General features: G+C 70.0%; 21 protein-coding genes. 6 read left to right on the forward strand and 15 right to left on the reverse strand.

Going from position 1 to position 26,312, the window contains the following annotated elements; translation table 11 throughout:
• Positions 1 to 116: 116 nt before the first annotated feature.
• Positions 117 to 2,144, reverse strand: a complete 2,028-nt coding sequence (locus AC1DWC_RS17475) for a prolyl oligopeptidase family serine peptidase (protein ID WP_477910022.1) — start codon at positions 2,142 to 2,144, stop codon at positions 117 to 119.
• A gap of 36 nt (positions 2,145 to 2,180) precedes the next feature.
• Between AC1DWC_RS17475 and AC1DWC_RS17480 the strand changes: the two genes are divergently transcribed.
• Positions 2,181 to 3,167: a dipeptidase gene (locus tag AC1DWC_RS17480; RefSeq protein WP_072842507.1), complete on the forward strand. Its 987-nt coding sequence runs from the start codon at positions 2,181 to 2,183 to the stop codon at positions 3,165 to 3,167.
• 49 nt (positions 3,168 to 3,216) lie between these two features.
• On the forward strand, positions 3,217 to 4,626 hold the full coding sequence (gene lpdA, locus AC1DWC_RS17485) for a dihydrolipoyl dehydrogenase (RefSeq protein ID WP_477910024.1): 1,410 nt from the start codon (positions 3,217 to 3,219) through the stop codon (positions 4,624 to 4,626).
• Between the two features lie 89 nt (positions 4,627 to 4,715).
• Here the strand turns inward: lpdA and AC1DWC_RS17490 are convergent, their stop codons facing one another.
• On the reverse strand, positions 4,716 to 5,045 hold the full coding sequence (locus AC1DWC_RS17490; protein ID WP_477910128.1) for a winged helix-turn-helix transcriptional regulator: 330 nt from the start codon (positions 5,043 to 5,045) through the stop codon (positions 4,716 to 4,718).
• A gap of 187 nt (positions 5,046 to 5,232) precedes the next feature.
• Between AC1DWC_RS17490 and AC1DWC_RS17495 the strand changes: the two genes are divergently transcribed.
• Positions 5,233 to 6,087 carry an SDR family oxidoreductase gene (locus AC1DWC_RS17495; RefSeq protein WP_477910026.1) on the forward strand — a complete coding sequence of 285 codons (855 nt, stop codon included), beginning with the start codon at positions 5,233 to 5,235 and terminating at the stop codon, positions 6,085 to 6,087.
• 65 nt (positions 6,088 to 6,152) lie between these two features.
• Here AC1DWC_RS17495 and AC1DWC_RS17500 read toward each other — a convergent pair whose 3' ends face one another.
• A complete protein-coding gene (locus AC1DWC_RS17500) occupies positions 6,153 to 7,757 on the reverse strand; it encodes an MFS transporter (RefSeq protein WP_477910028.1) in 1,605 nt (534 codons plus the stop codon).
• Positions 7,758 to 7,876: 119 nt separating this feature from the next.
• On the opposite strand from AC1DWC_RS17500, the gene AC1DWC_RS17505 reads away from it, so the two are divergent.
• A complete protein-coding gene (locus AC1DWC_RS17505; RefSeq protein WP_477910030.1) occupies positions 7,877 to 8,452 on the forward strand; it encodes a TetR family transcriptional regulator in 576 nt (191 codons plus the stop codon).
• Positions 8,453 to 8,487: 35 nt separating this feature from the next.
• On the opposite strand, the gene atzF is transcribed toward AC1DWC_RS17505, so the two are convergent.
• The 4 genes from atzF to AC1DWC_RS17525 form a co-directional block, all read right to left on the reverse strand.
• Positions 8,488 to 10,227 (reverse strand): allophanate hydrolase, encoded by a 1,740-nt coding sequence (atzF, locus tag AC1DWC_RS17510; protein WP_477910032.1) that lies wholly within the window; start codon positions 10,225 to 10,227, stop codon positions 8,488 to 8,490.
• A complete protein-coding gene (gene uca, locus AC1DWC_RS17515) occupies positions 10,224 to 13,883 on the reverse strand; it encodes an urea carboxylase (RefSeq protein WP_477910034.1) in 3,660 nt (1,219 codons plus the stop codon). Before uca ends, atzF begins: the two co-directional genes overlap by 4 nt.
• 70 nt (positions 13,884 to 13,953) lie before the next feature.
• Positions 13,954 to 14,484: a carboxymuconolactone decarboxylase family protein gene (locus AC1DWC_RS17520; protein WP_477910036.1), complete on the reverse strand. Its 531-nt coding sequence runs from the start codon at positions 14,482 to 14,484 to the stop codon at positions 13,954 to 13,956.
• Between the two features lie 65 nt (positions 14,485 to 14,549).
• On the reverse strand, positions 14,550 to 15,350 hold the full coding sequence (locus AC1DWC_RS17525) for an SDR family NAD(P)-dependent oxidoreductase (protein WP_477910038.1): 801 nt from the start codon (positions 15,348 to 15,350) through the stop codon (positions 14,550 to 14,552).
• A gap of 221 nt (positions 15,351 to 15,571) precedes the next feature.
• Between AC1DWC_RS17525 and AC1DWC_RS17530 the strand changes: the two genes are divergently transcribed.
• Positions 15,572 to 17,194 carry a long-chain fatty acid--CoA ligase gene (locus AC1DWC_RS17530; RefSeq protein WP_477910040.1) on the forward strand — a complete coding sequence of 541 codons (1,623 nt, stop codon included), beginning with the start codon at positions 15,572 to 15,574 and terminating at the stop codon, positions 17,192 to 17,194.
• Positions 17,195 to 17,397: 203 nt separating this feature from the next.
• Here the strand turns inward: AC1DWC_RS17530 and AC1DWC_RS17535 are convergent, their stop codons facing one another.
• Both AC1DWC_RS17535 and AC1DWC_RS17540 read right to left on the reverse strand, forming a co-directional pair.
• Positions 17,398 to 18,837, reverse strand: a complete 1,440-nt coding sequence (locus AC1DWC_RS17535) for an HNH endonuclease signature motif containing protein (protein WP_477910042.1) — start codon at positions 18,835 to 18,837, stop codon at positions 17,398 to 17,400.
• A gap of 195 nt (positions 18,838 to 19,032) precedes the next feature.
• Positions 19,033 to 19,599 carry a hypothetical protein gene (locus AC1DWC_RS17540; protein WP_477910044.1) on the reverse strand — a complete coding sequence of 189 codons (567 nt, stop codon included), beginning with the start codon at positions 19,597 to 19,599 and terminating at the stop codon, positions 19,033 to 19,035.
• Positions 19,600 to 19,852: 253 nt separating this feature from the next.
• Here AC1DWC_RS17540 and AC1DWC_RS17545 point away from each other — a divergent pair, with 253 nt between their 5' ends.
• Complete coding sequence (locus AC1DWC_RS17545; protein ID WP_477910046.1) at positions 19,853 to 20,419, forward strand: sugar O-acetyltransferase; 567 nt, start codon at positions 19,853 to 19,855, stop codon at positions 20,417 to 20,419.
• A gap of 7 nt (positions 20,420 to 20,426) precedes the next feature.
• Here the strand turns inward: AC1DWC_RS17545 and AC1DWC_RS17550 are convergent, their stop codons facing one another.
• From AC1DWC_RS17550 to urtA, 6 genes are read right to left on the reverse strand one after another with little or no spacing between them, the layout of a single operon-like run.
• Positions 20,427 to 21,128, reverse strand: a complete 702-nt coding sequence (locus tag AC1DWC_RS17550; protein WP_477910048.1) for a GntR family transcriptional regulator — start codon at positions 21,126 to 21,128, stop codon at positions 20,427 to 20,429.
• Positions 21,128 to 21,841, reverse strand: coding sequence for an urea ABC transporter ATP-binding subunit UrtE (gene urtE, locus AC1DWC_RS17555; protein ID WP_477910050.1), 714 nt, complete (start codon positions 21,839 to 21,841; stop codon positions 21,128 to 21,130). Before urtE ends, AC1DWC_RS17550 begins: the two co-directional genes overlap by 1 nt.
• The gene (urtD, locus tag AC1DWC_RS17560; RefSeq protein ID WP_477910052.1) at positions 21,825 to 22,667 is read right to left on the reverse strand and encodes an urea ABC transporter ATP-binding protein UrtD; all 843 of its coding nucleotides are present in this window, start codon (positions 22,665 to 22,667) and stop codon (positions 21,825 to 21,827) included. Before urtD ends, urtE begins: the two co-directional genes overlap by 17 nt.
• Entirely contained in the window at positions 22,664 to 23,764 is a 1,101-nt protein-coding gene (gene urtC / locus AC1DWC_RS17565) for an urea ABC transporter permease subunit UrtC (protein WP_477910054.1), read from the reverse strand. The genes urtD and urtC overlap by 4 nt, the downstream gene beginning before the upstream one ends.
• Complete coding sequence (urtB, locus tag AC1DWC_RS17570) at positions 23,761 to 24,645, reverse strand: urea ABC transporter permease subunit UrtB (RefSeq protein ID WP_072842528.1); 885 nt, start codon at positions 24,643 to 24,645, stop codon at positions 23,761 to 23,763. Before urtB ends, urtC begins: the two co-directional genes overlap by 4 nt.
• Before the next feature lie 39 nt (positions 24,646 to 24,684).
• Positions 24,685 to 25,938, reverse strand: a complete 1,254-nt coding sequence (gene urtA, locus AC1DWC_RS17575) for an urea ABC transporter substrate-binding protein (protein ID WP_477910057.1) — start codon at positions 25,936 to 25,938, stop codon at positions 24,685 to 24,687.
• Positions 25,939 to 26,312 lie beyond the last annotated feature (374 nt).

A 26,312-nucleotide genomic window follows, 5' to 3' on the forward strand; every position in this document is an offset into this window, starting at 1 on the left:
GAGGTGCGACTTGCCGTCTGGTTCATCATCCACCCGGAGGGGGACGATCACAGCGGTATTGCCGGCGCCGCGGAACGTAGCTGGCGTCTAATGACACCGCCGCGACGCCGGAGACGTCAGGACGCCAGCTGCCGCCACAGGAACTCGTAGGTCAGCGCGGACTTGAACGCCTGCTGCGCGTTGTCCGCGGCGCCGCCGTGCCCGCCCTCGATGTTCTCGTGGTACCAGACCGGGTGGCCCTGTTCCTCGAGCAGCGCGGCCATCTTCCGCGCGTGCCCGGGGTGCACCCGGTCGTCACGCGTCGAGGTGGCGATCAGGACCGGCGGGTAGGCGCGGTCCGGGTCGGTGTTCTGGTACGGCGAGTACTGCGAGATGAACTCCCACTCGGCCGGGTCGTCGGGGTCGCCGTACTCGGCCATCCAGGACGCGCCGGCCAGCAGCAGGTGGTAGCGCCGCATGTCCAGCAGCGGCACCTGGCACACGATGGCACCGAAGAGTTCGGGGTACCGCGTGAGCATGACGCCCATCAGCAGCCCGCCGTTGCTGCCGCCGTGTGCTCCGAGTTGCGCGGCGGTGGTGATCCCGCGCGCGACCAGGTCGCGCGCGACCGCGGCGAAGTCCTCGAATGCCTTGTGTCGACCGGCCTTGAGCGCCTGGGTGTGCCAGTCGGGGCCGTACTCGCCGCCGCCGCGGATGTTCGCGACCACGTAGGTGCCGCCGCGCTCGAGCCAGCCCAGGCCCAGGGCGCCGCTGTAGCCCGGCACCATCGAGTTCTCGAAGCCGCCGTAGCCGTACAGCAGGGTCGGCCCGGCCGGGGTGCCGTCGCGGCGGACCATGAAGTACGGGACCGACGTGCCGTCGTCGGACGTGGCGAAGTGCTGTGTGACGGTGAGAGATTCGGCGTCGAAGAAGGTCGGCGCCTGCTTGAGCGACTCGACGGGCTCGCCGACGTAGCCGTGCAGCAGCGTGGCGGGCGTGGTGTACCCGCTGGAGTTGAGGAGGTACTCGTCGCTCTCGACCGGATCGACGTCGAGGACGTCGGTGGCGTTGAGCGCGGGCAGGCCCTCGAACGGCACGTCGGACCAGCCGTCGGGGTGGGGGGTGAGCACCCGCATCCGGGTCTGCACGTCCCGCAGGGTCACCAGCAGCAGGTGGTGGCGCGTCCAGACGTACTGCTCGAGCGAGGTGTGCGCGTCGGGCTCGAAGAGCACCGTCAGCTCCCGCGACCCCGCCAGGTAGTCGTCGTACCGCGCGGCCAGCAGTGTGCCCGAGGCGAATTCACGGTCCCCGACGGTCCAGGGGGAGCGGGTGCGGACCAGCAGCCACTCGCGGTGCACCGACAGTCCGGCGTCCTCGGGCGTATCGATCCGGACCAGGTCGCCGTCGCCCCGCAGTTCGAAGCGCTGCGAGGAGTAGAAGTCGACGGCGCGGTCGACGAAGTCCCGCTCGAAGCCGGGCGTGCGGTCGTGCCAGGCGGATACCGCCACGTCGGTCTGCTTGCCCTCGTAGACGGGCACCGCCTCGTCGACCGGGGTGCCGCGGCGCCAGCGTGCGGCCACCCGCGGGTACCCGGAGTCGGTGAGGGAACCGTCGCCGGTGTCGGTGCCGACGAAAACGGTGTCGATGTCGATCCAGTCGACGTCGGACTTGGCCTCGGGCAGGAAGAAACCGCCCTCCTCGGGCGTCACGAACTCGCGTCGCACCAGGTCGAACTCGCGGATCACGGCGGCGTCGGCGCCGCCGCGCGAGAGGCTGATCAGGGCCCGGGTCTCGTCGGGCCGAAGCACCTGCGAGGAGGTCCACACCCAGTTCTCGCCCTCGGCCTCGGCCAGCGCGTCGAGGTCGCACAGCACGTCCCAACGCGGTGCCGCGGTGCGGTACTCGTCCATGGTGGTGCGCCGCCACAGTCCCCGCACGTGCGCACCGTCGCGCCAGAAGTTGTAGAGGAACTCGCCACGGCGGCGGACGTACGGGATCCGGGCGTCGGTGTCGAGCACCGCCCGGATCCGCTCCCGCAACCCGGCGAACTCGGCGTCGTCGGCGAATTCGGCGACGGTGCGGGCGTTGCGGGCGCGCACCCAGTCCAGGGCGGCGTCGCCGGTGACATCCTCGAGCCAGAGATACGGGTCGGTCATGTCGGACATTCTTGCAGTGTCGGGCGATCGGCTAGCGTTCGGCGAATGACCGCGCCGAGCTATCCACTCTGGGAGCAGCACTGCTGCCTGCCGCTGCAGCCGAGCGCCTCGATCGGGGAGTTGCTGCGGTACCGCCGGCCGGCGGGCAGCTACCTCTCGGTCAACGTGGGGTACGCGCCGCAGTCGCTCGCCGAGGCGACCGGCATCGCCGAGAGCTTCCGGGACCAGGCGCGGGAGTACGACGCCGTCGAGCCGATCGCCACCCTCGCGGACGTGGACGCCGTCCGCGCCGGCGGTGGGATCGCGCTGGCCTTCGACCTCGAGGACTCCAACCCCCTGGACGGTGACCCGGCCAACCTCGCGCACTTCTACCGGCTGGGGGTGCGCTCGATGCTGCCCACCTACAACCACGCCAACGCGGCGGGCTGCGGGTGCCTCGACGCCACCGACACCGGACTGACCGGGTACGGCCGCGACCTGGTCCGCGAGATGAACGCGGTAGGGATGATGGTCGACGGCTCGCACTGCTCGGTCCGGACCGGTCTGGACCTGGCCGAGACCACGACGCGGCCGATGATCTACAGCCACTCCAACCTGCGCCGGCTGTGGGAGCACCCCCGCAACATCACCGACGAGCAGGCCCGCACCTGCGCCGAGACCGGCGGGGTGATCGGGATCAACGGTGTCGGCATCTTCCTCGGCGTCAACGGCCCGGACGACCACGCGCGCCGGCTGTCCGCGATGGCCGACCACATCGAGGCCGCCGTCGACCTGGTCGGCGTCGAACACGTCGGGATCGGGTCGGACTACTCGTTCGACCATGAGGACTTCCTCGTCGAGATCGCCACCCACTCGGAGTCCTTCTCCGCGGCGTACACCGCGTGGGGCCCGCTGCAGTGGGTGCCGCCGGAGGACACCCTGACCCTGGACCGGGTGCTGCGCGAGCGGGGGTTCGACGAGCCCGCGATCGAGGCCGTGTACGGCGGCAACTTCGCCCGCGTGGCCGCACAGGTGTGGTCTACCGGCGGGTAAGGAGACCGTCTCGGGACAGCGAATCGGGACGGGACTACCCTGATGTCTCGTGACCTCACACTATGACGTCGTTGTCCTCGGTGCCGGTCCCGGTGGGTACGTCGCTGCTATCCGCGCGGCACAGCTGGGCCTGAAAACCGCCATCATCGAAGAGAAGTACTGGGGCGGTGTCTGCCTCAACGTGGGCTGCATCCCGTCCAAGGCGCTCCTGCGCAACGCGGAGCTCGCGCACATCTTCCACAACGAGGCCAAGACCTTCGGCATCTCGGGAGACGTGAGCTTCGACTTCGGAGCAGCCTTCGACCGCAGCCGGCAGGTAGCCGACGGCCGCGTCAAGGGCGTGCACTTCCTGATGAAGAAGAACAAGATCACCGAGTACGAGGGTCGCGGCAGCTTCACCGGCGCCAAGGCCATCACGGTGACCAAGGCCGACGGCTCCACGGAGTCCGTCACCTTCGACAACGTCATCATCGCCACCGGCACCAAGACCCGCCTGCTGCCGGGCACCTCGCTCAGCGCGAACGTGGTGACCTACGAAGAGCAGATCCTCACCAAGGACCTGCCGGGCTCGATCCTCATCGTCGGTGCCGGCGCGATCGGCATGGAGTTCGCCTACGTCCTGCACAACTACGGCGTGAAGGTGACGATCGTCGAGTTCCTCGACCGCGCGCTGCCGAACGAGGACGCGGACGTCTCCAAGGAGATCGCGAAGCGGTACAAGAAGTACGGGATCGACATCAAGACCTCCACCGGGGTCCAGACGATCACCGACAACGGCGCCGCCGGCGTCACCGTCACCATGGCCAAGAACGGCAGCGACCAGGTCGAGACCGTCGTGGTCGACAAGGTGCTGCAGGCCATCGGCTTCGCCCCGCAGATCGAGGGCTTCGGCCTGGAGAACACCGGCGTCGCCCTCACCGACCGCGGCGCCGCCATCGCGATCGACGAGCGGATGCGCACCAACGTCCCCGGCATCTACGCGATCGGTGACGTCACCGCGAAGCTGCAGCTCGCGCACGTCGCCGAGGCACAGGGCGTCGTCGCCGCCGAGACCATCGGCAACGCCGAGACCCTCGAGCTGGGCGACTACCGGATGATGCCGCGCGCCACCTTCTGCCAGCCGCAGGTCGCGAGCTTCGGTCTCACCGAGGAGCAGGCCAAGGCGGAGGGCTACGACGTCAAGGTCGCGACCTTCCCGTTCACCGCGAACGGCAAGGCGCACGGCCTGGCAGACCCGTACGGCTTCGTCAAGCTCATCGCCGACAAGACGCACGGCGAGCTGCTCGGCGGCCACCTCATCGGCCCCGACGTCTCCGAGCTGCTGCCCGAGCTGACCCTGGCCCAGAAGTGGGACCTGACGGTCAACGAGCTCGCGCGCAACGTCCACACGCACCCCACGCTCAGCGAGGCGCTGCAGGAGGCCATCCACGGCCTCGCCGGACACATGATCAACTTCTGAGGCCCGCCACTTATTCTTCACCCGCACGGCCGAAACGGCCCCGCTCCCTGTCGGGAGCGGGGCCGTTCGCATTCCTGGAGGGGGCAGGGTCAGCGCGCGTCGTAGTGGGCCTGCGCCTCGGTGATCTGCGGCATCCGGGACTCGACCAGCCGGATCAGGGCCGTCACCTGCGCCGCGACCTCCGCGCCCGCCGGGGTGAGGCTGTACTCCACGTTCGGCGGGATGGTCTCGCGGACCTCGCGGTGCACCAGGCCGTCCCGTTCGAGTTGCTGCAGCGTCTGCGCCAACATCCGTTCGCTGACGCCGTCCACCCGGCGCCGCAGCGCGCCGAACCGGTACGGGCCCTCGGCCAGCGCTGCCAGCGCCAGCGTCCCCCAGCGGCCGGTGACGTTCTGCAGCACCGTGCGCGAGCGGCACATACGCGCGAAGACGTCGGCCTCGAGTGAGGGGTCATCGCGTGCGGGTTGCGGCAGGTCGGGGGCGGTCACGAACTTCAGGTTACTACCGGCCCATGACGCAGCACTTACGTCTTTGTTGGCACTTACTAAAAATAAGTGCATGATGAAGGTGAGCGTTGTATTGAAGGTTCAACTTGAAGGAGTTCTCATGACCATCGCAGTCACCGGCGCCACCGGACACCTGGGCCGCCTGGCTCTCGACGCGCTGCTGCGTCGCGGCGTGCCCGCCGCGGACCTCGTCGCCGTCGTCCGCGATCCGGCGAAGGCGGCCGACCTCGCCGTGAAGGGGGTGCAGGTCCGGCGGGCGGACTACGCCGACCGCGCCGCGCTCGAGGCCGCGCTGGCCGGGGTCGATCGGCTGCTGATGATCTCCGGCAGCGAGCCGGGAAGCCGGCTTGCGCAGCACGCCAACGTCGTCAACGCCGCGAGGTCTGCCGGGGTCGGCTTCGTCGCGTACACCTCCGTGCTGCGTGCCGACGCCACCCCGCTCTCGCTCGCACCCGACCACAAGGCCACCGAGGGTCTGCTCGCCGCGTCGGGCATCGATCACGCCCTGCTGCGCAACGGCTGGTACTGGGAGAACTACACGAACGACCTCGGCGGCACCGTCGAGCGTGGGGTGCTGGCCGGCGCCGGTGGCGAGGGCCGCCTCGCGGCCGCCTCGCGGGCCGACTACGCCGAGGCGGCTGCGGCCGTGCTGCTCGCAGAGGGCCAGGCAGGGAAGGTCTACGAGCTCGGCGGCGACGAGCGCCTGACCCTCGCCGAACTCGCCGAGAAGATCTCCGTGGCATCGGGCAAGTCGGTTGTCTACCAGGATCTCTCGGAGGACCAGTTCCGTGCCCTACTCGAGGGTGCGGGCATACCAGCCGTCTATGCCGGGATGCTCGCGAACTCCGACACCGGCATCAAGGCCGGTGCGCTCGACACCACCAGCGGCGACCTGCAGGCCCTGATCGGCCGCGAGTCCACGCCGGTCGCCGACGTACTCCGCGACGCCCTCTAGGCCCTCCGGGCTCGTGCGTGGTTGGGTCCAGGGGTCTGCCAACCGCGCACGAGCGGCGGAGCCGCTCAGTGCATGCCGACGGCGGCCTCGTCGGGCAGATCGCCCTTCTTGGCGCGGACCAGTACCAGCACGACCGGGGTGACGACGGCCATCAGGACCGCCGCCCAGACGAAGGCGGCGGCGTAGCCCGACACCTCGGCCCCGAAGAAGTAGTCCGTCAGGGAGTCGACGAAGTCCTGCACCGGCTGCGGCAGCAGGGCGAGCTGGTCGGGGTCCGGGAGACCGGCGCCCGTCAGGTCGGTCGGGACCATCGAGTCCGGTACGCCCGCGGGGGGAACGGGCGCCGCGTGCTCGGTGGTGAACGCGGACTTCGCCGACGCGTAGATGGTGGTGAACAGCGCGGTGCCGATCGCGCCGCCCACCTGCATGGTGGCGTTGACCAGGGCGCTCGCGGCGCCGGCGTCGTGGTTCGGGACGCCGACCAGTGCCAGGTTCTGCATCGGCACCATCAGCAGCCCGAGGCCGAGGCCGAGGACCGCCAGGCCCGGCAGGACGTGGGTCCAGTAGGAGCTGTGCACCCCGATCTGCGAGAGCAGCAGCAGCCCGGCCGCCGAGATCACGGGACCGGCCACCATCAGCGGCTTCGGTCCGATCCGGGTGGACAGCTGCGCAGCCACGGTGGACGCGATCACGATGAAGAACGTCATCGGCAGGGCGGCGGCGCCCGCCATGGCGGGGCTGAATCCGAGCACGATCTGCAGGTAGAACGTCAGGTACAGGGTGGCGCCGAGCAGGACCGAACCGACCACCATCGAGCCGATCAGGGCCGCGCCGCGGTCGCGATGCCACGGAATGCTCAGCGGCAGCAGGGGGTTGGCGGTGCGGCGCTCCACCAGCACGAAGAGCGCGAGGAAGGCCAGTCCCAGCGCGATGAACGTGATGGTGTCGGTCCGGCCCCAGCCGTGCTCGGCCCGGGTGAAGCCGTAGACCAGCGAGCCGAGGCCGAGGGCGATCAGGACCGCGCCGGGCAGGTCGTAGCTGGTGTCGCCGTGTGCCTTGGTCTCCTTGACGATCGGCACGGTGACGGCGATCGCGAACAGGGCGATCGGGACGTTCACCAGCAGGCACCAGCGCCAGTCCACGTACTGCGTCAGGATGCCGCCGAGCAGCAGGCCGATGGCCGCGCCGCCGCCGGAGATCGCGCCGTACACGGCGAACGCCTTGGCGCGCTCCTTCTCGCCGACGAAGGTGGTGGTCAGGATGGACAGGGCGGCGGGGGCGAGCAGCGCCGCGAACACGCCCTGGCCGGCCCGGGCGACGAACAGCTCGATGCCGGTCTGGGCGAACCCGCCGACGGCCGACGCGACCGCGAAGCCGGCCATGCCGACGACGAACGAGCGCTTGCGTCCCCAGTAGTCGGCGATGCGGCCGCCCAGCAGCAGCAGCGCGCCGAACGCGAGCGCGTAGGACGTGACCACCCACGCGCGGTCGAGGTCGCTGATGTTCAGGTCGGCCTGCGCCGCGGGCAGCGCGATCGAGACGATCGTGCTGTCGAGCACGACCATCAGTTGCGCGAACGCGACGATGCAGAGCACCAGCCAGCGCCGGTCGTGGTTGGGGTTGTCGGAGGCCGGCCCGGCGGCGCTCTCGACGGTGGAGATGGTGGTCACGGGATTCCTCGGGGTCGGCGGTTACACGCCACGGCGATCGCACGGACGACCGGCCTGAAGCTACGGAGTCGCCCCTGGTCGAGTCAAACGAAATAGTTCGTTCGGTTACGATCGTCACCATGGCAGCCCCGGACGTGAGTGCAACGAAACAGCGGATCCTCGCCGCGGCGAGCGCCGAGTTCGGCACCTACGGGTTGGCCGGAGCGCGCATCGACCGCATCGCGTCGGAGGCGAAGGCCAGCAAGGAGCGCCTGTACGCGTACTTCGGCGACAAGGTGGCCCTGTTCCACGCGGTGCTCGACGCCAACTTCGCCGAGGCCATGGAGCGCCTCTCGTTCGACGGCGCCGACCTGCCGGAACAAGCGGTCGCGCTGTTCGACGACATGCTCGCCAAACCCGACATCCAGCGAATGATGATCTGGGGACAGCTGCAGGGCGAGTCGACCCGGATGCGCGAACTGGCCGAGTCGCACCCGAGCTGGGAACGCCGAATCGGCTCGATCCGGCGGGCGCAGTCGGACGGCATCGTCGACGCCCGCTGGGAGCCGCGGGAACTGATCACCATGATGTTCGGCATCGTCTTCGGCTGGGTGGTGGCGCCCTGCGCCGACTGCAACGACGGCCTCGACGAATACGCCCTCGCGCACCGCCGTGACGTGGTGCGCGAGGCCGTCCGCCGGCTCTGCGCTCCCTGACCCGGTGGGCGCCCGCGCACGAGCAGCGGAGCTGCCTAGCGGGCCAGGTACGCCCGCCAGCCGCCGAACTCGGTGATGTCGGTGGCGCCGGCCACCGAGTCGTGGGTGCAGCTGAACCCGACGACGGCCCGGCCGTCGGCCAGCTCGACTCGGGTGAGCGCCATCGGCGCGGGCAGCGCCGCGAGGAAGGTGCCGAGCCCCGCGGTCGACACCCGGAACAGCTCGCCGAGGATCGGCGCGCCCAGCCCGGGTCCGCGGCGCACCAGGCCAGGCTTGGCCGGCGTGGTGTCCAGCGCGGCGAGCCGGTACGCGTCGGTGGTGGTGACGGTGCCCGCGAACCGGGCGCCGAGGTCCTCGAGCTGGAAGTGCAGCGGCTGCCCGCGCAGGTGGGCACCGAACACGGCGAGCTCGACGCCCTCGTCGACCAGGGTGGGCGCGTCCACACCCGCGAGCCGGGCGGCCAGGTCGACCGCCACCTGGTCGTCGAAGGCAGGGACGACGAACATGACGCCGAACGGGCCGCCGGTTGCGGTGTCGGCGCCCGGCAGGGCGACCGCGGCCATGTCCAGCAGGTTGCAGAAGTTGGTGTACGTCCCCATCCGCCGGTTGATGCCGATCGGGTCCTGTTGCACCGCAGCGATTGTCGGGTGCTCCGTGGTTGTGGGTAGCAGCAGCGCGTCGAATCCCGCCAGCAGTTCGCGTGCCGCGGCCCGGGCGCGGGCGAGTGCGTCGAGGTCTTCGGCGAACTCGTGCCCGGTCGTGTCTGCGGCGGCGGCGACGATGGCGGTCACGGTGGGGTCGGCGCCGGCCGGGCCGGTGGCGAGGAAGGCCCCGACCGCGGCGTACCGCTCGGCCACCATCGCACCGTCGTAGAGCAACCGGGCGGCGCCGAGGAGCGGCGAGACGTCGACGTGCTCGACGGCGGTGCCACTGCCGGCCAGGGCGGTCAGGGTGCGCTCGAAGGCGTCGCGGTAGTCGGGGCAGAGTGCCGCCAGGTCCTCCGGCCGAGGCACCGCGACCCGCGGCGCGCTGGGGGCCGCCATCCGTACGTCCGCGGGCCAGCGCCTGCTTCGCGGATCGAGCGGGTCCGGGGCCGCCATGATGCGGGCCGCCGTGACGGCGAGGTCGAGATCGGCCGCGAACGCGGTGAGGCAGTCGTAGTCGACGCAGGCCGGCACGACGCCGTGGGTCGAGACCACCCCCATCGTCGCCTTGACCCCGACGATCCGGTTCAGGGCCGCCGGCACCCGGCCGGAACCGGCTGTGTCGGTGCCGATTCCGATGTCGGCGATGCCCAGCGCCACGGCCACCGCGGATCCCGAACTCGAGCCGCCAGACACCCGCTCCGGGTCGGCGGCGGACCGCACCGCGCCGTACGGACTGCGGGTGCCGACCAGGCCGGTCGCGAACTGGTCGAGGTTGGTCTTGCCGAGCACCACGGCGCCGCGGGCCACCAGGCGGGCGACCGCGCTCGCGGTGGCGTCGGGCAGGTGGGCGAACTCGGGGCAGGCCGCGGTGGTGGGCAGCCCCGCCACGTCGACGTTGTCCTTGACCGCCAGCAGCAGGCCGGCCAGTGGCAGCGGCTCGCCCGCGGCCCGGCGGGCCGCCACCGCGTCGGCCTCGGCGCGGACCTCCGCCTCGGGCCGCAGCGTGATCCACACCTCGGGCCGGTCCACCTCCTCGATCCGGCGGTACGCCGCGTCGACGCGGTCGGCGGGGGAGACGCCCGCGGCGCCCTGGGCTTCCCCGGTGCTGCCTGCGATGTCGATGCTCATGCCTGCACCCCTTCGATCTCGGCCTGTCCGATCACCGCGAGTGGGGTGCCCGGCTCCACCTTGTCGCCCGGCGCGACAAGGACTTTCAGGATCGTTCCGGACGCGGGACAGGGGACCGGCAGCTCCAGCTTCATCGCCTCGAGAACCAGCGCGCACCGTCCCGACTCGACCTGCATCCCCGGCTCGACCTCCACCCGCCAGACGCTGCCGACCATGGGTGCCTCGAGCACCACCGCGCCCGGCGGCAGGTCGGCGATCTCGGTCGCGGCCGGCTCCGGGGCCGGCGCGAGTTCCACCCGGTCGAACTCGCCCGCCGCGCGCCAGGCGGCCTTCTCTGCCTCGAATGCCGCGGACTGCCGGGCCTCGAATGCCGCGATGGACTCCGCGTTCGCGTCCAGGAAGCTCAGGTGGTCCGCGAACGCGAAGGTGCCGTCGGAGACCTCGGCGTCGAAGCGTCCGGACGCCGCCTGCGCGCGGTACTCGGTGAGCTGCTCCGGGCTGACGGGCTCCCAGACGATGCGGTCGAAGAACCGGAACATCCAGGGCTTGTCCTGCTCGAACGGAGGGTGCTGCCGGTAGCCCGACCAGATCGGCACGGTCCGCCCGATCAGCTGGTACCCGCCCGGCGACTCCATGCCGTAGACGCAGAGGTACTTGCCGCCGATCCCGACCGCGTCGGACGGGGTCCAGGTGCGTGCCGGGTTGTACTTCGTGGTCACCAGCCGGTGCCGTGGATCGAGCGGAACCGCCAGCGGCGCACCGAGGTACACGTCGCCGAGGCCGAGGACCAGGTACTGCGCGTCGAAGACGGCGTCACGCACCTCGTCGACGCTCGACAGACCGTTGACCCGTCGGATGAACTCGGTGTTCGACGGCAGCCAGGGCGCCTCGTCGCGGACGCCGTTCCGGTACCGGTCGATGGCCTCGGCGATGGACGGGTCGTCGAAGGAGAGCGGCAACCGGACCGTCCGGCTCGGGACCACGAGGTCGCCGGTCAGCGGCAACGAGTCCTCGATGTCCTGCAGCAGTCCGAGCAGGCGGTACCCCGGCAGCACGTCCGGGTCGAAGTGCAGGTGCAGCGACCGCACGCCCGGTGTGACGTCGATCAGGCCCGGGATCCGTTGCCGCGTCAGCTCTGTCGCGAGCACGTGGACGCGCATGCGCAGACCGAGGTCGAGTTCCATCGAGCCGTACTCGACCAGGATGTTGTCGTCCCCGCCGCGAAGGTACGCCACCTCCGGCCGGTCCGGGAGCCGCGGCGAGCTGCCGAGCATGCCGCCGTCGCTGCCGGTCGCCCGCAGTTCGGCCGGCGGAAGGTCGAGCGCCCGTACGGAATCCGACCCCCGCAGCGCCGCCGCGCCGGCGTCGGTGACCGGGACGAAGCGGACCTCGTCGCCGGGGCGGATCTGGCCGAGCTTCCAGCGGTGCGCCCGCGTCACGGTGAGCGGGCAGGCGAAACCGCCGAGGCTGGGGCCGTCGGGGCCGAGCAGGATCGGGGTGTCCCCGGAGACGTTGAGGGCGCCGACGCTGTACGGGTTGTCGTGCAGGTTCGACGGGTGCAGGCCGGCCTCGCCGCCGTCCGCTCGGGACCAGGTGGGCTTGGGTCCGTCGAGGCGGATCCCGGTGCGGTTGGCGTGCGTCTGCACCCGCCAGGTGGTCTCGTAGAACTGCGTCATGTCGGACTCGGTGAAGTACGACGGCGCCGGCTGCGGTCCCTCGGTCACCGCGAGGTGCCAGGTGTGGGTGAGGGTGGGCCGGCTGTCCGGCGGAACAGGTTGTGGCGCAGTGAGTTCTGCGGTGTCCTCGAACAGGCCGAGGACGTCGCCGGTGGCGACCGCCTTGCCCGTGACGCCGCCGAAGCCGCCGAGGGTGAAGGTGGACGTGCTGCCGTGGAAGAGCGGCGCGTTGATGCCGCCGCGGATGGCGACGTAGGTCCGCAGGCCGGTGTCGGTGGGGGTCCCGACGTCGAGGACGGTGCCCGCGGGCACGTTCACCGGAACCCACATCGGCACGCTCACGCCGTCGACGGTCACCGGGGCCTGCGCGCCGGTGACGCACACGAGCGTGTCGTCGGAGAATCGGAGCGCGGGGCCGAGCAGGGTGCACTCGAGGCCGGGTGCACCCGCCGGGTTCCCGACCGCGGTGTTGGCCAGTTGGAACGAGAGGTCGTCCATCGGGCCGGACGGCGGGATGCCCACCTCCCACAGCCCGATCCGGCCGGGATGGTCCTGCACGGTCGTCATGGTCCCGGCCCGCAGCACGTCCGCGCGCAGCCCGGTCGGGCGCAGCCCGGTCAGCGATGCGGTGGTGTGGGTGGCGTCGAGAACCGTTGTGTGCGTGCAGATCCGGCGCAGCTGCGGCAGGTTCGTCTGGACGCCGAAGATGCGCGTCTCGGCCAGGGCCGCACCGAGGGCGGCGAAGGCTCCCGAACGCGTCGGCGAGGCCGTGATCACCTTGGCGAGCAGGGGGTCGTAGTGCGAGCTCACCTCGGTGCCGGTGTCCACCCAGGTCTCGACGCGGGTGTGGGCGGGGAACTCGACGCTGGTCAGCCGGCCCGCGCTGGGCCGGTAGTCGTGGCCGGGGTCCTCCGCGTACACGCGGGCCTCCACCGCACAGCCGGTGATGGCGGGGCCGGAGTCCGGGAGCCCGTCGAGCATGGCGCGATCGCCCCGCGCGAGCCGCAGCATCCAGGCCACCAGGTCGACGCCGGTGACCTCCTCGGTGACGGGGTGCTCGACCTGCAGTCGGGTGTTCATCTCCAGGAAGGACGCCTCGCCGCGGGCGACGTCGTAGACGAACTCGACGGTGCCGGCCGAGCGGTAGTCGACCGACGACGCCAGCCGCCGCGACGAGCTGAGCAGTTGCTCGACCACGTGCTCGGGCAGCCCCGGCGCCGGGGCCTCCTCCACGACCTTCTGGTTGCGTCGCTGCAGCGAGCAGTCCCGGGTGCCGAGGCTGACGGTGCGGCCAAGCCCGTCCCCGAACACCTGCACCTCGACGTGCCGAGCATCCGCGACGAACCGTTCGAGAAACACTCCGCTGGAGGAGAAGTGGGCCTGCGCCAGGCGCTGGACGCGCTCGTACGCGCCGCGGAGCTCGTCAGCGCTGTGGCAGGCCTGCATCCCGATGCCGCCCCCGCCGCCGACGGCCTTGAGCATCACGGGGTAGCCGATGTCCGTTGCTGTCGCGAGGGCGTCGGACACCGACGCGAGCAGTCCGCTGCCGGGTACCAGCGGTACCCCGACCGCGCGGGCCGCCTCGCGCGCGGTGTGCTTGTTGCCGAACACCCGCAATTGGTGCGGGGTGGGTCCGACGAAGGCGATCCCGGCCTGTTCGGCGGCCTCGGCGAAGGCGTCGTTCTCGGACAGGAAGCCGTATCCGGGGTGGATGGCGCCCGCGCCGGTGGCCAGCGCCGCCTCGATGACGGCGTCGGACCGCAGGTAGGACTCGGCGGCCGGTGCGGGGCCCAGGCGCACCGCGACGTCCGCCATCTCCACGTGTGCGGCCGCGGCGTCGGCGTCGGAGTACACCGCGACGGTCTTGAGTCCGAGGATGTGTGCGGATCTCATGACGCGGCAGGCTATTTCGCCTCGATTGGCGACCAGGAGAGTGTCGAAGGAATACTCGGCCGGCGATGCATTCACCCTTGTGGACATGCATGTATACGCTAGGCAGAGGGTGTTTCGCCCAGATTGCACGCCGTAAAGCGTGAGTTAGTAAGACCTCTCAGAAGTCGCGGTCGATCCGCAGGGTGTCGATGGTGGTGGCCAGTCCGTCGTACTGCGTGACCAGCAGACAGAATTCGATCATCCGGCGGTCGTCGAAGTGCGCGGTCAGCGCGGCCCAGGCCGGGTCGCCGAGATTCTTGGTGGCGACCAGTTCGTCCACCGCCGTCATCAGCGCGCGGTGCCGCGGATCCCAGCCCGCCGCCTCGGGACCGGTGAGCACCCGCTCGAGGATCTCGGGGGTGACGCCGGCCCGGCGTCCGAGCCGGATGTGGTGGTCCATCTCGTACTGGCACCCGCGCAGGTGTGCCACCCGCAGGATCACCAGTTCGGTCTCGTGCCGCGAGATCCGGCCGCCGGGCATCAGCCGGCCGGAGTAGTGCAGCCAGCCGCGGAACAGGCCCTTGGTACGGCCCAGCGTGCTGAAGATCTTCGCGTCCTCGGCGCCGGAGGCAAGGGTCAGCACCCGCCAGATCACCCAGTTGACCGGGCCCAGCTCCCGGAACCGTCCCGGCGCCACTCGCGGCGTCACGGTCGCCGGCGTCCCGGGCGCCGCGGAACCTGGCGATTCGGAGTTCGGTGTCGCGTTGCCAACTGTCACAGTGCCCCTTCGTGTGCCGATCGCGCCCGGGCGGGGACGAGATGGGTTGCCTGGTGCGCGAGCATACGCACGGAGATGGCCCCGGGGACGCGGCGCGGCGCGTAGATACGGGTCTTGCGGGCGGCGATACCCCGTTCGAACGCGTCGATCACCACCGAGACGGGCGATCCCGCCGTGCCCGAGCCGCCGCCGGCCACCGCGCCGTCGAACGAGATCTCGGTCCGGTCGGTGTCGATCTCGCCGAGGTGGGCGATGCCGACCCGGGTCCCGAGCGGGCGCATCTCCAGGCGGAAGGCATTGCCGAGGGCCTCGGCGCCGGCCCGGGTCGCGGAGTACGCGCCGCGCAGCGGGAGCCGGTTGGCCGTGGGGGTCGACGCGACCACCAGCGCGTAGCCGGCGGGGTGACCGATGTGCGGGCCGGCCGCGCGGAGCGTGAAGTAGGTGCCCATCAGGTTGACTTCGACGGCGCGTCGCATGATCTCGGGGTCGCCGTCGACCAGGCTGAGTGGGGCGCCGACGCCGGCGTTGGCGACCACCACGTCCAGCCCGCCGAGACGCTCCGTGAGGTGTTCGACGGCGTCCTCGACCTGGCGCTGGTCGCGCACGTCGCAGTGCCGCCACGGGGCCCGGCCGTTCGCGGTGGCGACCTGTTCGAGGAGTTCGGGTTCGAGCCCCAGCAGCGCCACCCGGGCGCCGCGCTCGTGGAGTCGGCGGACGAGGCCGGCACCGATACCGCGGGCCGCGCCGGTGATCAGCACCCGTCGCCCGGTCAGGTCCGCCTCGAGGTTGCGTGCCATCTGCTCAGTCCCCACGTCTTGCCACCGATAGGCCCAACGTCTTGCTACCGATTGGTAGGGAAACGCTAACACCGGGGTGGGGTGACCGGGGAGAATCCGTCAACTAATTGGCAGGGGCGGCGACGGGCGGGGTATGCCACCGCAGTGTCGCCCGTCACATTGCGGTGGCATACCCTCCACGAACACGACATGTCAGGTAACACGCCACACAGGAGCAGCCCATGCTGAGCACGATGCAAGACGCACCCCTGTCCATCGCCCACCTGCTGCGCCACGGCAGCACGGTGCACGGCGACGCCGAGGTCGTGACCTGGACCGATTCGGGCGCCCGCCGGGTGAGCTACGCGCAGGTCGGCAGGCGGTGCGCCGCCCTGGCCCACGCGCTGCGCGGGCTCGGCGTCACGGGCGACGAGCGGGTGGCCACGTTCATGTGGAACAACTCCGAGCACCTCGAGGCGTACCTGACGGTGCCGTCGATGGGTGCGGTGCTGCACACCCTCAACATCCGGCTCTTCCCCGAGCAGTTGGTGCACGTGGCCAACCACGCGGAGGACCACGTGATCATCGTGGACCCGACGCTGATCCCGTTGCTCGCCCCGCAGCTGCCCCAGCTGACCACCGTCAAGCACGTGATCGTCACGGGCACGTCGACCGCGGGACTCGAGGCGCCGGCCGGCGTGCAGGTGCACACCTACGAGGGCCTGATCGAGGGGCAGCCGGAGGAGTTCGACTGGCCCGAGGTGGACGAGCGCAGCGCCGCCGCGATGTGTTACACCTCCGGCACCACCGGTGACCCGAAGGGCGTCGTGTACTCGCACCGTTCGATCTACCTGCACTCGATGCAGGTGTGCATGAGCGACGGTCCGAACCTCGGCCAGGGCGACCGGGCGCTGGCCGTGGTGCCGCAGTTCCACGCGATGTCCTGGGGACTGCCCTACGCCGCGTTCATGATCGGCGCCTCCCTGCTCATGCCGGACCGGTTCCTGCAGCCGGCTCCGCTCGCCGAGTTCATCGCCGCCGAGCGTCCGACCTTCGCGGCCGCGGTGCCCACCATCTGGCAGGGGCTGCACCTCTACCTCGAGCAGCACCCGCAGGACATCTCCTCGATGCGGGAGGTGCTGATCGGCGGTGCCGCGGTGCCGCCGGCGCTGATGCATGCCTTCGAGGACGAGCACAACGTGTCGGTCCTGCACGCGTGGGGCATGACCGAGACCTCGCCGCTGGGCTCGGTGGCGCGGCCGCCCGTCGACGCCACGGGCGAGGCGATGTGGAAGTACCGGTACAGCCAGGGCCGTTTCCCGGCCTCGGTGCAGGCGCGCCTGGTCGACGACGAGGGCAAGGTGGTGCCGAACGACGGCAAGAGCATCGGCGAGCTCGAGGTGCGCGGGCCGTGGATCACCGCGTCCTACTACGGCGTGGACGCCGCCGACAAGTTCGACGACGGTTGGCTGCGGACCGGCGACGTCGGCACAATCACCCCGGACGGCTACCTGGCGCTGTCCGACCGCACCAAGGACATCATCAAGTCCGGCGGCGAGTGGATCTCGTCCGTCGATCTCGAGAACGCGGTGATGGGGCACCCCTCGGTGGCCGAGGCGGCGGTGATTGGTGTGCCGGACGAGAAGTGGGACGAGCGGCCGCTGGTCGCGGTCGTGTTCCGTGAGGGCAGCGACGCCACCGTCGTCGATGTGCAGGCGTTCCTTGCGGACAAGGTCGCCAAGTGGCAGCTGCCGGAGAACTGGGCCGTCGTCCAGGAGGTGCCGAAGACCAGCGTCGGCAAGTTCGACAAGAAGCGGATCCGCTCCGACTACCAGGACGGCGCACTGACCGTGACGCGGCTGTAGGTCGCGGGTGGGGAGGGGCGGTGGTGCCGGTCGGCGCCACCGCCCTTCTGTTTGTGCGGAGTCCCGTCGGCGGGGTCGGAACCCGCACACGGCGGGCCGAAACAGCGCGGACCGGTTGCGGCCGAGTGTCTCGTCCGCAACCGGTCCGGTTGTGGGTGGTGCAGGTCTTCGTCGGGTGACGGTGACGAGTCTGTGCCTGCGGGTCAGGCCGTGTCGATGGTGCGCCGGTTGTGGGCCGGCCGGGGTCTTCGCGCCGGGTCCACCCAGGCCGGGGGCGTGAACCACGGGTGGCCGTCGTCGCCGATGGCCACTGCCCAGTGGTTCTTGTGGATGATCGTGTGGTGCTTCTTGCACAGCAGCACGAGGTTCGACAACGCTGTCGGGCCACCCTTGGACCAGTGCCAAATATGGTGGGCGTCGGTCCAGGCCGCGGGGCGTCCGCAGCCGGGGAACGCGCAGCCGCAGTCCCGCGCCACCAAGGCTTTCCGCAGTCGTGGGGAGATGACCCGGGTGGTGTGGCCGACGTCGAGGGGGTTGCCTTCCTTGTCGACGAAGACCGCGGTGACCTGCGCGTCGCAGGACAGGCGGGCAGCAATGGCGGCGGAGACGGGTCCGGCCCAGGGCATGCTGGCGTGCCGGACTCGGCGGTAGTGCCGCGGCGGCCGGACGTCTGAGCAGCTATCGCTGGGGTTTCTGCCGGTGGGTCCGGTTGCGTTGGTGGAGTGGTAGTCCCAGCCGTTGGCCGTCCACACCCCGGTCGCGGGCGCCTTCGCGGTGGCGGCGACGGCTTCCTGGAGTGCGTCGAGGTCGATGGTGACCGTGACGTGGGGCCGTTCGCCGCCCTCGACCGGTCCGCGGGCGTTGTCGAGGTGTCCGCGGATGATCTGCTCCAACGCATCCGCGCGACGCTTCGCGGCCGAACGCGGGTCGCGGACCGGGTTGCCGTCGTCGTCGGGGCCGGGGTGAGGCTTGGACAGGCCCGACAGGGCGGTGTTCAGGGCCTCGCCGACCTCGGCGTCGAAGGACCCCTTCACGTGCACCCGCCCTCCCAAGGTGGCGGAGGCGTGGAACTCGTTGAGTTCGGGGTTCTCTCCGTCGGGTGGGACGGTCCCGTCGAGCTGCAGAAGCAACTCCAAGGCGCGGGCGCGCCTGCGTAGGACGGTGACGTTCTCGAGTTGGGCGGCGATGAGGAGGTAGGCCTGGCAGTCGTCGGGGCGGCCGGTTTCGGGGTCGGGGTGCTCCCAGTCCGTCTCCACCACATCAACGTTCGCCCGGTCGGAGGTAAGGGTGTCGAGGCGCGCAAGGAAGTCGACGATCACCTGCACATGCCCGAGTTCGATCCGCCCGGCGTCCAAAGCCTCGGCCATCCGCGGGCGCAGGGGAAGTTCCCGCCCCAACCGAACGATCTTGCTCGCGTGCCCGGCTGTCATCCGGGTGGCATCGGAGAGCCAAGAGGTGGTGTCGGCGGCTCCGAGGTAGTTGGGGACGCAGCGCTGGTCGGCTTCGTGGACCAGCCGAACGCGCAGGGCCTCTAACTCGAGGATCTTCGATGACAGTTCCGGGACCGTCGTGGCCAACTCGGTTTCGTCGAGTCGCCATGCCTCGACCCGGGCGGGGTCGGTGAGCATGGCGTCGAGTTCCATACATCACACGGTACTCGCACACACATTCGACCGCAATGATGTTTCGCCAGGTGAACGGCCTGTTGTCCGTGACTACTTTTGGTCCCTGTTGGCACCAGAAACGCGCACAGGCGCCTGTGCGCGCCCGCCCCTTGCCGTCGACGAATGTCGAGTTCCGGTCGAGGAAGGCAGGCGGGCGCCAGCAGATGCGCGGGGCTACTGAAACAGGGTGGGCCGGGGCCCCAGGAGTCGACGGCGATTCTCTTCCTCCGTTTGGGATGGCCAGACTTCGAGCAGATACCGTTCCCCGGTTAGAAGGTCGCCGTCATCTCGATGGTCACCCAACGCCTGTACTCGGTTCGCCTCGTACGCGCGAACCCGATAGAAGCCAGCACCTTCCGATGACACCGATCGGTCGAAGACTCCCGACCCAAGAGCGGCGAACGGGTAGTAGTCACCCGCCGCCGCCCGTGTGTGTGCACTCAACGCACGGAAGGTGATCTCTTCGGCTGTCTCCCAGCCACCCGAATCGAGTTTGGTCGGTTCGCTGTCGAGAACTCGAATCGTCAGGTGCACGCTGCCTCGCATGACCCCAGTAGTAACCGTCACGATTCCCGGAGCAGCGGTGACGAGATCGAAGCCTCGGGGCGGATCAGGCGGGGGGAGATAGTCATCCACATCCTCGGCGGACGTGTCGTCCACGTGCGCCGAATCGGCCTGCGGGTCATCGATCAGGCAGATTGATTGGTACTCGGCCATGACCCAGCCGCTCATCTCATCCATCCGCCGAGCACGCCCCTCCCATGTACGCCGGGTCAAGCCCAATAGCTGGTGCGACTCGGGTCGTTGGCCTGCGGTTTCGACGTCGCGCCACCGCCTCTGGCATCGTGCCGCTCACGAGTTCAGATCGTAAAGATCTCGTTTGGCACTCAAGCTGGATACGTCGGATGTTCCTCGCTTCCGGGCCACCCGACCTGCCTAGCGCAGAGAGTGCCGCTGCATCGCCGGACACACCTGCCTGGCACGATCAATCGGTATGGGGGAACAGTGGGAGCGACTCGACTGCGGAGACTGGTATCTCGATGATCCGGAGCTCGCCGACCTCCGGCGCCAGTGTTGGCGCATGCTGGACAGATTCAACGGTGCTGGGGCCGACGACGACGAGTTGAGGGCGCAGATCCTGCGCGAGATGTTGGCGAAGGTCGGCGAGCGAGCGGTGGTGATGCCGCGCTTCCAGTGCAGCTACGGCCGCAACATCCGACTGGGCGACGGGGTCTTCGTGAACGTCAACGCGTTCTTCATGGACGACGCGCCGATTACGATCGGAAGCGACTCGCGGATCGGCCCGGGAGCGCAGTTGATGACCGCGCTGCACCCGATCGAGGACCACCAGAGGCGCCGGGACGGATGGGAGCGGGCCGCCCCGATCACGCTCGGGGAGAACGTCTGGCTCGGAGCCGCGGTCACGGTTGGTCCAGGAGTCCGCATCGGGGACAACACCGTTGTCGGCGCGGGCAGTGTTGTCCTGGACGACATTCCCGACCATGCCGTCGCCGTGGGGAGTCCGGCCCGGGTGATCCGGAGAACCTTCGGCGAATCGTGACGACCGCTCACGGGCGCATCGCCGACGCCATCCGCGCCATCGACAGTGCCTCCCCGGCCCGTGCCACCACCACCTGGCGGGACTCGTCGATGTGCCGGCGCAGGGCGTCGTGGGCGTCGTCGAGGCGGCCGTCGAGCACGAGTTCGGCCAGGTGCACGTGCTCGTCGACGGTCGCCGCCATCCGGTCCGGCGTCAGGTAGTCGAACATCCGGACCGGGCGGACCTTGGCGTTGACGGCGACCAGCGCGTCGGCGAGCGCCCGGTTGCCCGCCGACACCAGCAGCGCGGTGTGGAACTGCTCGTCGAGGCCGACGAACCCGGCGTCCGGCTCCGGCATCCGGTCGCGCAGCGCGTACCACCGGTCCAGTTCGGGACCCAGGACGTCCGGGTCGTGCCGCCGGTCGGCGTCGCCGCTGACCCGTGAGATGCCCTGCAGTTCCAGGACCGTCCGCAGTTCGTAGAGACCGGCGAGCTCGTCGAGCCGCGGCCGGTACGGGAACAGTCCGCCCTCGTCGCGCTGGATCAGCCCGTCGGCGAGCAACCGGGCCAGCGCCTCGCGGACCGGCGTCCGGGACACGCCGTACTGGCCGGCCAGGCGTTCCTCGCCGAGTCGCTCACCGGGGGTGATCAGGCCGCACATCAGGTCCGAGCGCAGGGACAGGTAGACATGATCGCTGAGGGACCCGGACTCGGGCCGCCGGGTGCTCATCAGATCGCCATCGCGGATCGGACCTCCGACACCGCGCTGCGCACGTCGGTGCCCGCGGCCGCGCCGCCGGGACCGGACGAGGCGATGCGGCCGGAGGCGAGCACGTGGTAGCGCCGCGCGGCGTGCAGGGCGAACCCGATGTGCTGCTCCACCAGCAGCACGCCGAGGTCGCCGCGACGGGTGAGTTCGATGACGGTGCGCTCGATCTCGGCCACCACGTTCGGTTGGATGCCTTCGGTCGGCTCGTCGAGGATCAACATCTTCGGCTCGGTGATCAGGGCCCGCGCGATCGCGAGCTGCTGACGCTGGCCGCCGGAGAGCAGCCCGGCGCGCCGGTCGAGCAGGCCGGTCAGGGCGGGGAAGAGGTCCAGGGCCTCGGCCACCAGGGCCCGGCCCCGCCGCCTGCCGTCGGCCACCAGCTGCAGGTTCTCCGCGGTGGTCAGCTGGCCGAACGACTGCTGGCCCTGCGGGACGTAGGCCAGTCCCCGCGCCACCCGGGCGCTGGGCCGCAGCGCGGTGACGTCCTCGCCGTCGAACCGCACGGTGCCCGAGCGAACCGGTAGCAGCCCGACCGCGGCGCGCAGCAGCGTGGTCTTGCCGGCGCCGTTGTGTCCGAGGACCGCGGCGACGCCGTCGGACGGCACCTCCAGCGACACCCCGTTGATCACCTCGGTTCGCCCGTATCCGGTTCGTACGTCAGCGAGTTCGAGCATCGTCTGCCTCCTCGGTCGTGGCGTCGGCCGCCGCGGCGGTGCCCAGGTAGACCTCCTGGACGCGGGGGTCGGCCTGCACCTGTTCGACGGTGCCCTCGCTCAGCACCCGGCCGCCGTGCAGCACGGTGACCGAGGTGGCGAAGGCCCGCATGAAGTCCATGTCGTGTTCGACCACCACCACGGTGCGTTCACCGCCGATGCGCCGCAACAGGTTTCCGGTCTCCTCACGCTCCTCGTGGCTCATCCCGGCGACCGGCTCGTCGAGCAGCAGCACGTCGCAGTTCTGCACCAGCAGCATGCCGATCTCGAGCCACTGCTTCTGCCCGTGCGCCAGGATTCCGGCCGGGGCGTCGCGCAGCGCCGCGAGACCGGTGGTCTCGAGGGCCTCGTCGATCCGCGGTTCGACCGTCCGGCGGCGTCGCAGCATGGTCAGGGCCCCGCGGCCGGCGCCGGCGGCGATGTCGAGGTTCTGCAGGACCGTGAGCTCCTCGAAGACGCTGGCGGTCTGGAAGGTCCGACCCACGCCGAGCCGCGCGATCTGGTGAACCTTCTTTCCCACCAGTTCGATTCCGGACTTGGTGACCGATCCGCCGGCCGGCACCAGGCCGGTGATGGCGTCGACCAGGGTGGTCTTCCCGGCCCCGTTGGGGCCGATCAGGAAGCGCAGGTCGCCCTGCAGCAGCGTCAGGTCCACCCCGTCGACCGCCGTGAACCCGTCGAAGCTCACCTGCAGGTCGCGCACCTCGAGGTACTGGCTGGACATGCCCGCGTTGCCGCCGAATGCGGGCGCCGGACCCGTCGTTGCGGTGGTCGTCGTGTCGGTCATCGAGCGAACTCCATTTCCGTCTCCACGGCGGGCGGCGCCGCCGTCGGTGTGTCGGCGGACCTGCGTCTGCGGCGCAGCGCGAACAGTCCCGCCACCCCGGCCGGGAAGAAGCCGACCACCACGATGAACAGCAGGCCCTGGGCGTAGACCCAGCCGGACGGGAACGTCTCGGAGAACGCGCTCTGCGCCCAGGCCACCCCGATCGCGCCGAGCACCGGGCCCAGCAGGGTGGCCCGGCCGCCGATCGCGACGCCGATCAGGAAGGCGATCGACGGGACGATGCCGACGTCGGCGGGGGAGATGATGCCCACGATCGGCACGAACAGCGCGCCCGCGATGCCGGCGAAGAAGGCCGCGGTCACGTACGCGACGAGCTTGACGTTCGCCGGGTCGTAACCCAGGAACCGGACCCGCTCCTCCTGGTCGCGGACCGCCACGAGCAGTTCCCCGTAGCGGCTGTTCATCAGCTGGCGGGTCACGGCGACCACCGCGAGCAGCACGCCGGCCGCGATGAAGAACAGCATCCGCTTGTTCGCGGGGTCGGCCAGGCTGAAGCCGAAGAACGTCCGGAACCTGTTGAGTCCGTTGCTGCCGCCGGTGCTCTGCTGGCCGATGAGCAGGATGGCGAAGGCCGCGGCCAGGGCCTGGCTGAGGATCGCGAAGTACGCCCCCTTGACCCGGCGCTTGAAGACACCGAGACCGAGCACGAAGGCCACCAGGGCGGGCAGCAGCAGGATCGCCAGGATCGTCACCACCGGGGACGCGAACGGCGCCCAGTAGCCCGGCAGCGTCCGGATCCCCGCGATCTGCATGAAGTCCGGGACCTCGGAACCCTTGAGTTCGGCGTCGGCGATCTTCAGGTGCATGGCCATCGCATACGCGCCGACGCCGAAGAACACGCCCTGGCCGAGGGTCAGCATGCCGCCACGTCCCCAGGCCAGGCCGATGCCGACCGCGACGATGGCAAAGCACAGGAACTTGGCCAGCAGGCTGAGCCGGAAGTCGCTGAGGACGGCGGGTGCGAGGCCGAACAGCGCGGTGGCGGCCAGCGCGAAGCCCGCCCAGGTGCGGCGTGGGCCGCGGGTCAGGATGCTCATGCGAGGCTCCTCGTCTTGACTGCGAACAGTCCTTGCGGACGGACCTGGAGGAACACGACGATGACCACGAAGACGATGACCTTGGCGATCGACGCGGTGGTCGAGTACTCGACGAAGGAGTTCAGCAGGCCCAGGGCGAAGGCCGCGATCACGGCGCCCTTGAGCTGTCCCAGCCCGCCGACCACCACCACCAGGAAGGCGTCGATCAGGTAGGACTGCCCGAGGGTCGGGCTGGTCGACCCGATCAGGGTGAGCGCGACGCCGGCGACACCCGCCAGGCCCGAACCGATGAAGAACGTGGTGACATCGGTTCGGCGGCTGGAGATCCCGCTGGTCTCGGCCAGGTCGCGGTTCTGCACCACCGCACGGATACGGCGACCCATGGGTGAGCGTTTGAGCGCCACCGACAGGGCCGCCACCGCGGCGATCGCCAGGACGAGAATGAAGATTCGAGTCCTCGGCACCACCGCGCCGAGGATCTCGACGCCGCCCGACAGCCAGCCCGGCGCGACGACGTTGACCGCGGGGGCGCCGAAGATGTCGCGGGCCAACTGCTGGAGCACCAGGCCCACGCCGAAGGTGACCAGCAGGGTGTCGAGCGGCCGGTGGTACATGCGGCGCACCAGCGTCATCTCCAGTGCGACGCCGAGTGCGCCGCCGACCAGGAAGCCCACCACCAGGGAGATGAGCAGCGACCCGGTGGAGCTGGAGATCACCTGCTGGACCACGTAGGCGGTGTACGAGCCGGCCATGATGAACTCGCCGTGGGCCATGTTGATCACGCCCATCTGACCGAAGGTCAGCGACAGCCCGAGTGCGGCCAGCAGCAGGATCGAGCCGATGCTCAGACCGGTGAACAGCTGTCCGACAACGACATCCATTGACGTCCTCCTGAAGGTGGTGGGGGTGTGGTCGTCGGGTCAGCCGCCGAGGCCGGAGGCCCAGGGGTAGGAGGTCAGGTACGGGTCGGGCTGGACCGGGGAGCCGGAGTCCCACACCGTGTAGATCAGCCCGTCGGGCCGCACCTCACCGATCCGGGCGGTCTTGGTGACGTGGTGGTTTGAGCCGTCGATGGTGACCAGGCCCTCGGGGGCGTCGAAGGTGACTCCGTCGGCGTGGTCCTGAATGTCCTTGGTGGCGAAGGACTTCGCCTTCTCCGCCGTGTTCTTCCAGAGGTAGACGGAGGTGTAGGCCGCCTCCATCGGGTCGGAGGTGGGCTTGGCCGCGCCGTACTTTGCCTGGTAGGCGTCGACGAAGGACTTGTTCGCGGGCGAGTCCACGGTCTCGTAGTAGTTCCACGCGGTGAGCTGGCCCGCGATGTTCTGCGCACCGATGCCGCCGACCTCCTCCTCGGCGATCGAGACCGAGACCACCGGCATGTCGGTGGGCTTGAGTCCGACGTTGGTGTATTCGCGGAAGAAGGCGACGTTCGAATCGCCGTTGAGGGTGTTGAACACGGCGTCGGCGTCCGCGGCGCGGACCTTGTTGACGATGGTGGAGAAGTCGGTGGACCCGAGCGGGGTGTAGTCCTCGCCCTTGATCTCGATGTCGTTGGCCTCCGCGTACGCCTTGATGATCCGGTTCGCGGTCTGCGGGAACACGTAGTCGCTGCCCACCAGGTAGAGGGACTTGACGCCCTTCTGCTTCAGGTAGTCCAGCGCCGGCACGATCTGCTGGTTGGTGGTGGCCCCGGTGTAGAAGATGTTCTTCGAGTCCTCGAGGCCCTCGTACTGGACGGGGTAGTACAGCAGGGAGTTCCGGTCCTCGAAGACCGGCAGCATCGCCTTGCGGCTGGAGGAGGTCCAGCCGCCGAAAACGGCTGCGACACAGTCGCTGCTGATCAGCTTCTCGGCCTTCTCCGCGAACACCGTCGGTTCGGAGGCGCCATCCTCGGAGACCACCTGGATCTTCTTGCCCAGCACCCCGCCCGCGTTGTTGATCTGTTCGACCGCGAGCGCGATCGAGTCCCGCACGGTGACCTCGCTGATGGCCATGGTGCCCGAGAGAGAGTTGAGCGAGCCGATCTTGACGGTGTCGCCGGAGGTGTCGACACAGGACGGGGCGGTGGCGGCGGACGCCGTGTCGGAGGCCTTGCTGCCGCAGCCGGTCAGCACCAGGCCGACGGCAGCGAGCGCGGCGGGGGCGGCGAGGGTCCGCTTCGAGAAGGTGCGCATGTACAGGCCTTTCGGTCGAGGGACTGATTCGTGGAGGGATGGTCGTGGCAGCGGTGATTCGCGGAAGAGCGCAGGCGAGCCCGGTGACGGCAGCGGTTGTATACGTGGCGTGTGTACCGGGCTGTATTCGAGGACAGTAGGCGGAAGTTGTTGCGGCTGAATGTCTGTCGGTGACGAGTTGGTGACCGTGATTGCATCCGTGTGAACAAGACTTCACCGGGCGGCCGCGGCGGGGCGGCGTTGTCCGCGTCATGAATGTCGAACCGAGTCGCCACCTCGCGGCCGGGATCGGGTGTGCGCCACGGATCCACGGGATTTGCGGCCTCCGGTGGCGGTGGCTCGTGTACGCTCCCAAACGATCAAGCAAGCGTTCG

This window comes from Rhodococcus sp. P4_C10 (assembly GCF_056402135.1).

Bases quoted from the DNA above. Each gene is read 5' to 3' on its own strand.
- urtA (WP_477910057.1), bottom strand. From the start codon at position 25,938: ATGCGCACCTTCTCGAAGCGGACCCTCGCCGCCCCCGCCGCGCTCGCT.
- urtB (WP_072842528.1), bottom strand. From the start codon at position 24,645: ATGGATGTCGTTGTCGGACAGCTGTTCACCGGTCTGAGCATCGGCTCG.
- AC1DWC_RS17550 (WP_477910048.1), bottom strand. From the start codon at position 21,128: ATGAGCACCCGGCGGCCCGAGTCCGGGTCCCTCAGCGATCATGTCTAC.
- AC1DWC_RS17480 (WP_072842507.1), top strand. From the start codon at position 2,181: ATGACCGCGCCGAGCTATCCACTCTGGGAGCAGCACTGCTGCCTGCCG.
- AC1DWC_RS17535 (WP_477910042.1), bottom strand. From the start codon at position 18,837: ATGGAACTCGACGCCATGCTCACCGACCCCGCCCGGGTCGAGGCATGG.
- urtE (WP_477910050.1), bottom strand. From the start codon at position 21,841: ATGCTCGAACTCGCTGACGTACGAACCGGATACGGGCGAACCGAGGTG.
- urtC (WP_477910054.1), bottom strand. From the start codon at position 23,764: ATGAGCATCCTGACCCGCGGCCCACGCCGCACCTGGGCGGGCTTCGCG.
- AC1DWC_RS17505 (WP_477910030.1), top strand. From the start codon at position 7,877: ATGGCAGCCCCGGACGTGAGTGCAACGAAACAGCGGATCCTCGCCGCG.
- atzF (WP_477910032.1), bottom strand. From the start codon at position 10,227: ATGAGCATCGACATCGCAGGCAGCACCGGGGAAGCCCAGGGCGCCGCG.
- AC1DWC_RS17545 (WP_477910046.1), top strand. From the start codon at position 19,853: ATGGGGGAACAGTGGGAGCGACTCGACTGCGGAGACTGGTATCTCGAT.
- AC1DWC_RS17530 (WP_477910040.1), top strand. From the start codon at position 15,572: ATGCTGAGCACGATGCAAGACGCACCCCTGTCCATCGCCCACCTGCTG.
- uca (WP_477910034.1), bottom strand. From the start codon at position 13,883: ATGTCCACAAGGGTGAATGCATCGCCGGCCGAGTATTCCTTCGACACT.
- urtD (WP_477910052.1), bottom strand. From the start codon at position 22,667: ATGACCGACACGACGACCACCGCAACGACGGGTCCGGCGCCCGCATTC.
- AC1DWC_RS17525 (WP_477910038.1), bottom strand. From the start codon at position 15,350: ATGGCACGCAACCTCGAGGCGGACCTGACCGGGCGACGGGTGCTGATC.
- AC1DWC_RS17490 (WP_477910128.1), bottom strand. From the start codon at position 5,045: ATGTGCCGCTCGCGCACGGTGCTGCAGAACGTCACCGGCCGCTGGGGG.
- AC1DWC_RS17495 (WP_477910026.1), top strand. From the start codon at position 5,233: ATGACCATCGCAGTCACCGGCGCCACCGGACACCTGGGCCGCCTGGCT.
- AC1DWC_RS17540 (WP_477910044.1), bottom strand. From the start codon at position 19,599: ATGGATGAGATGAGCGGCTGGGTCATGGCCGAGTACCAATCAATCTGC.
- AC1DWC_RS17475 (WP_477910022.1), bottom strand. From the start codon at position 2,144: ATGTCCGACATGACCGACCCGTATCTCTGGCTCGAGGATGTCACCGGC.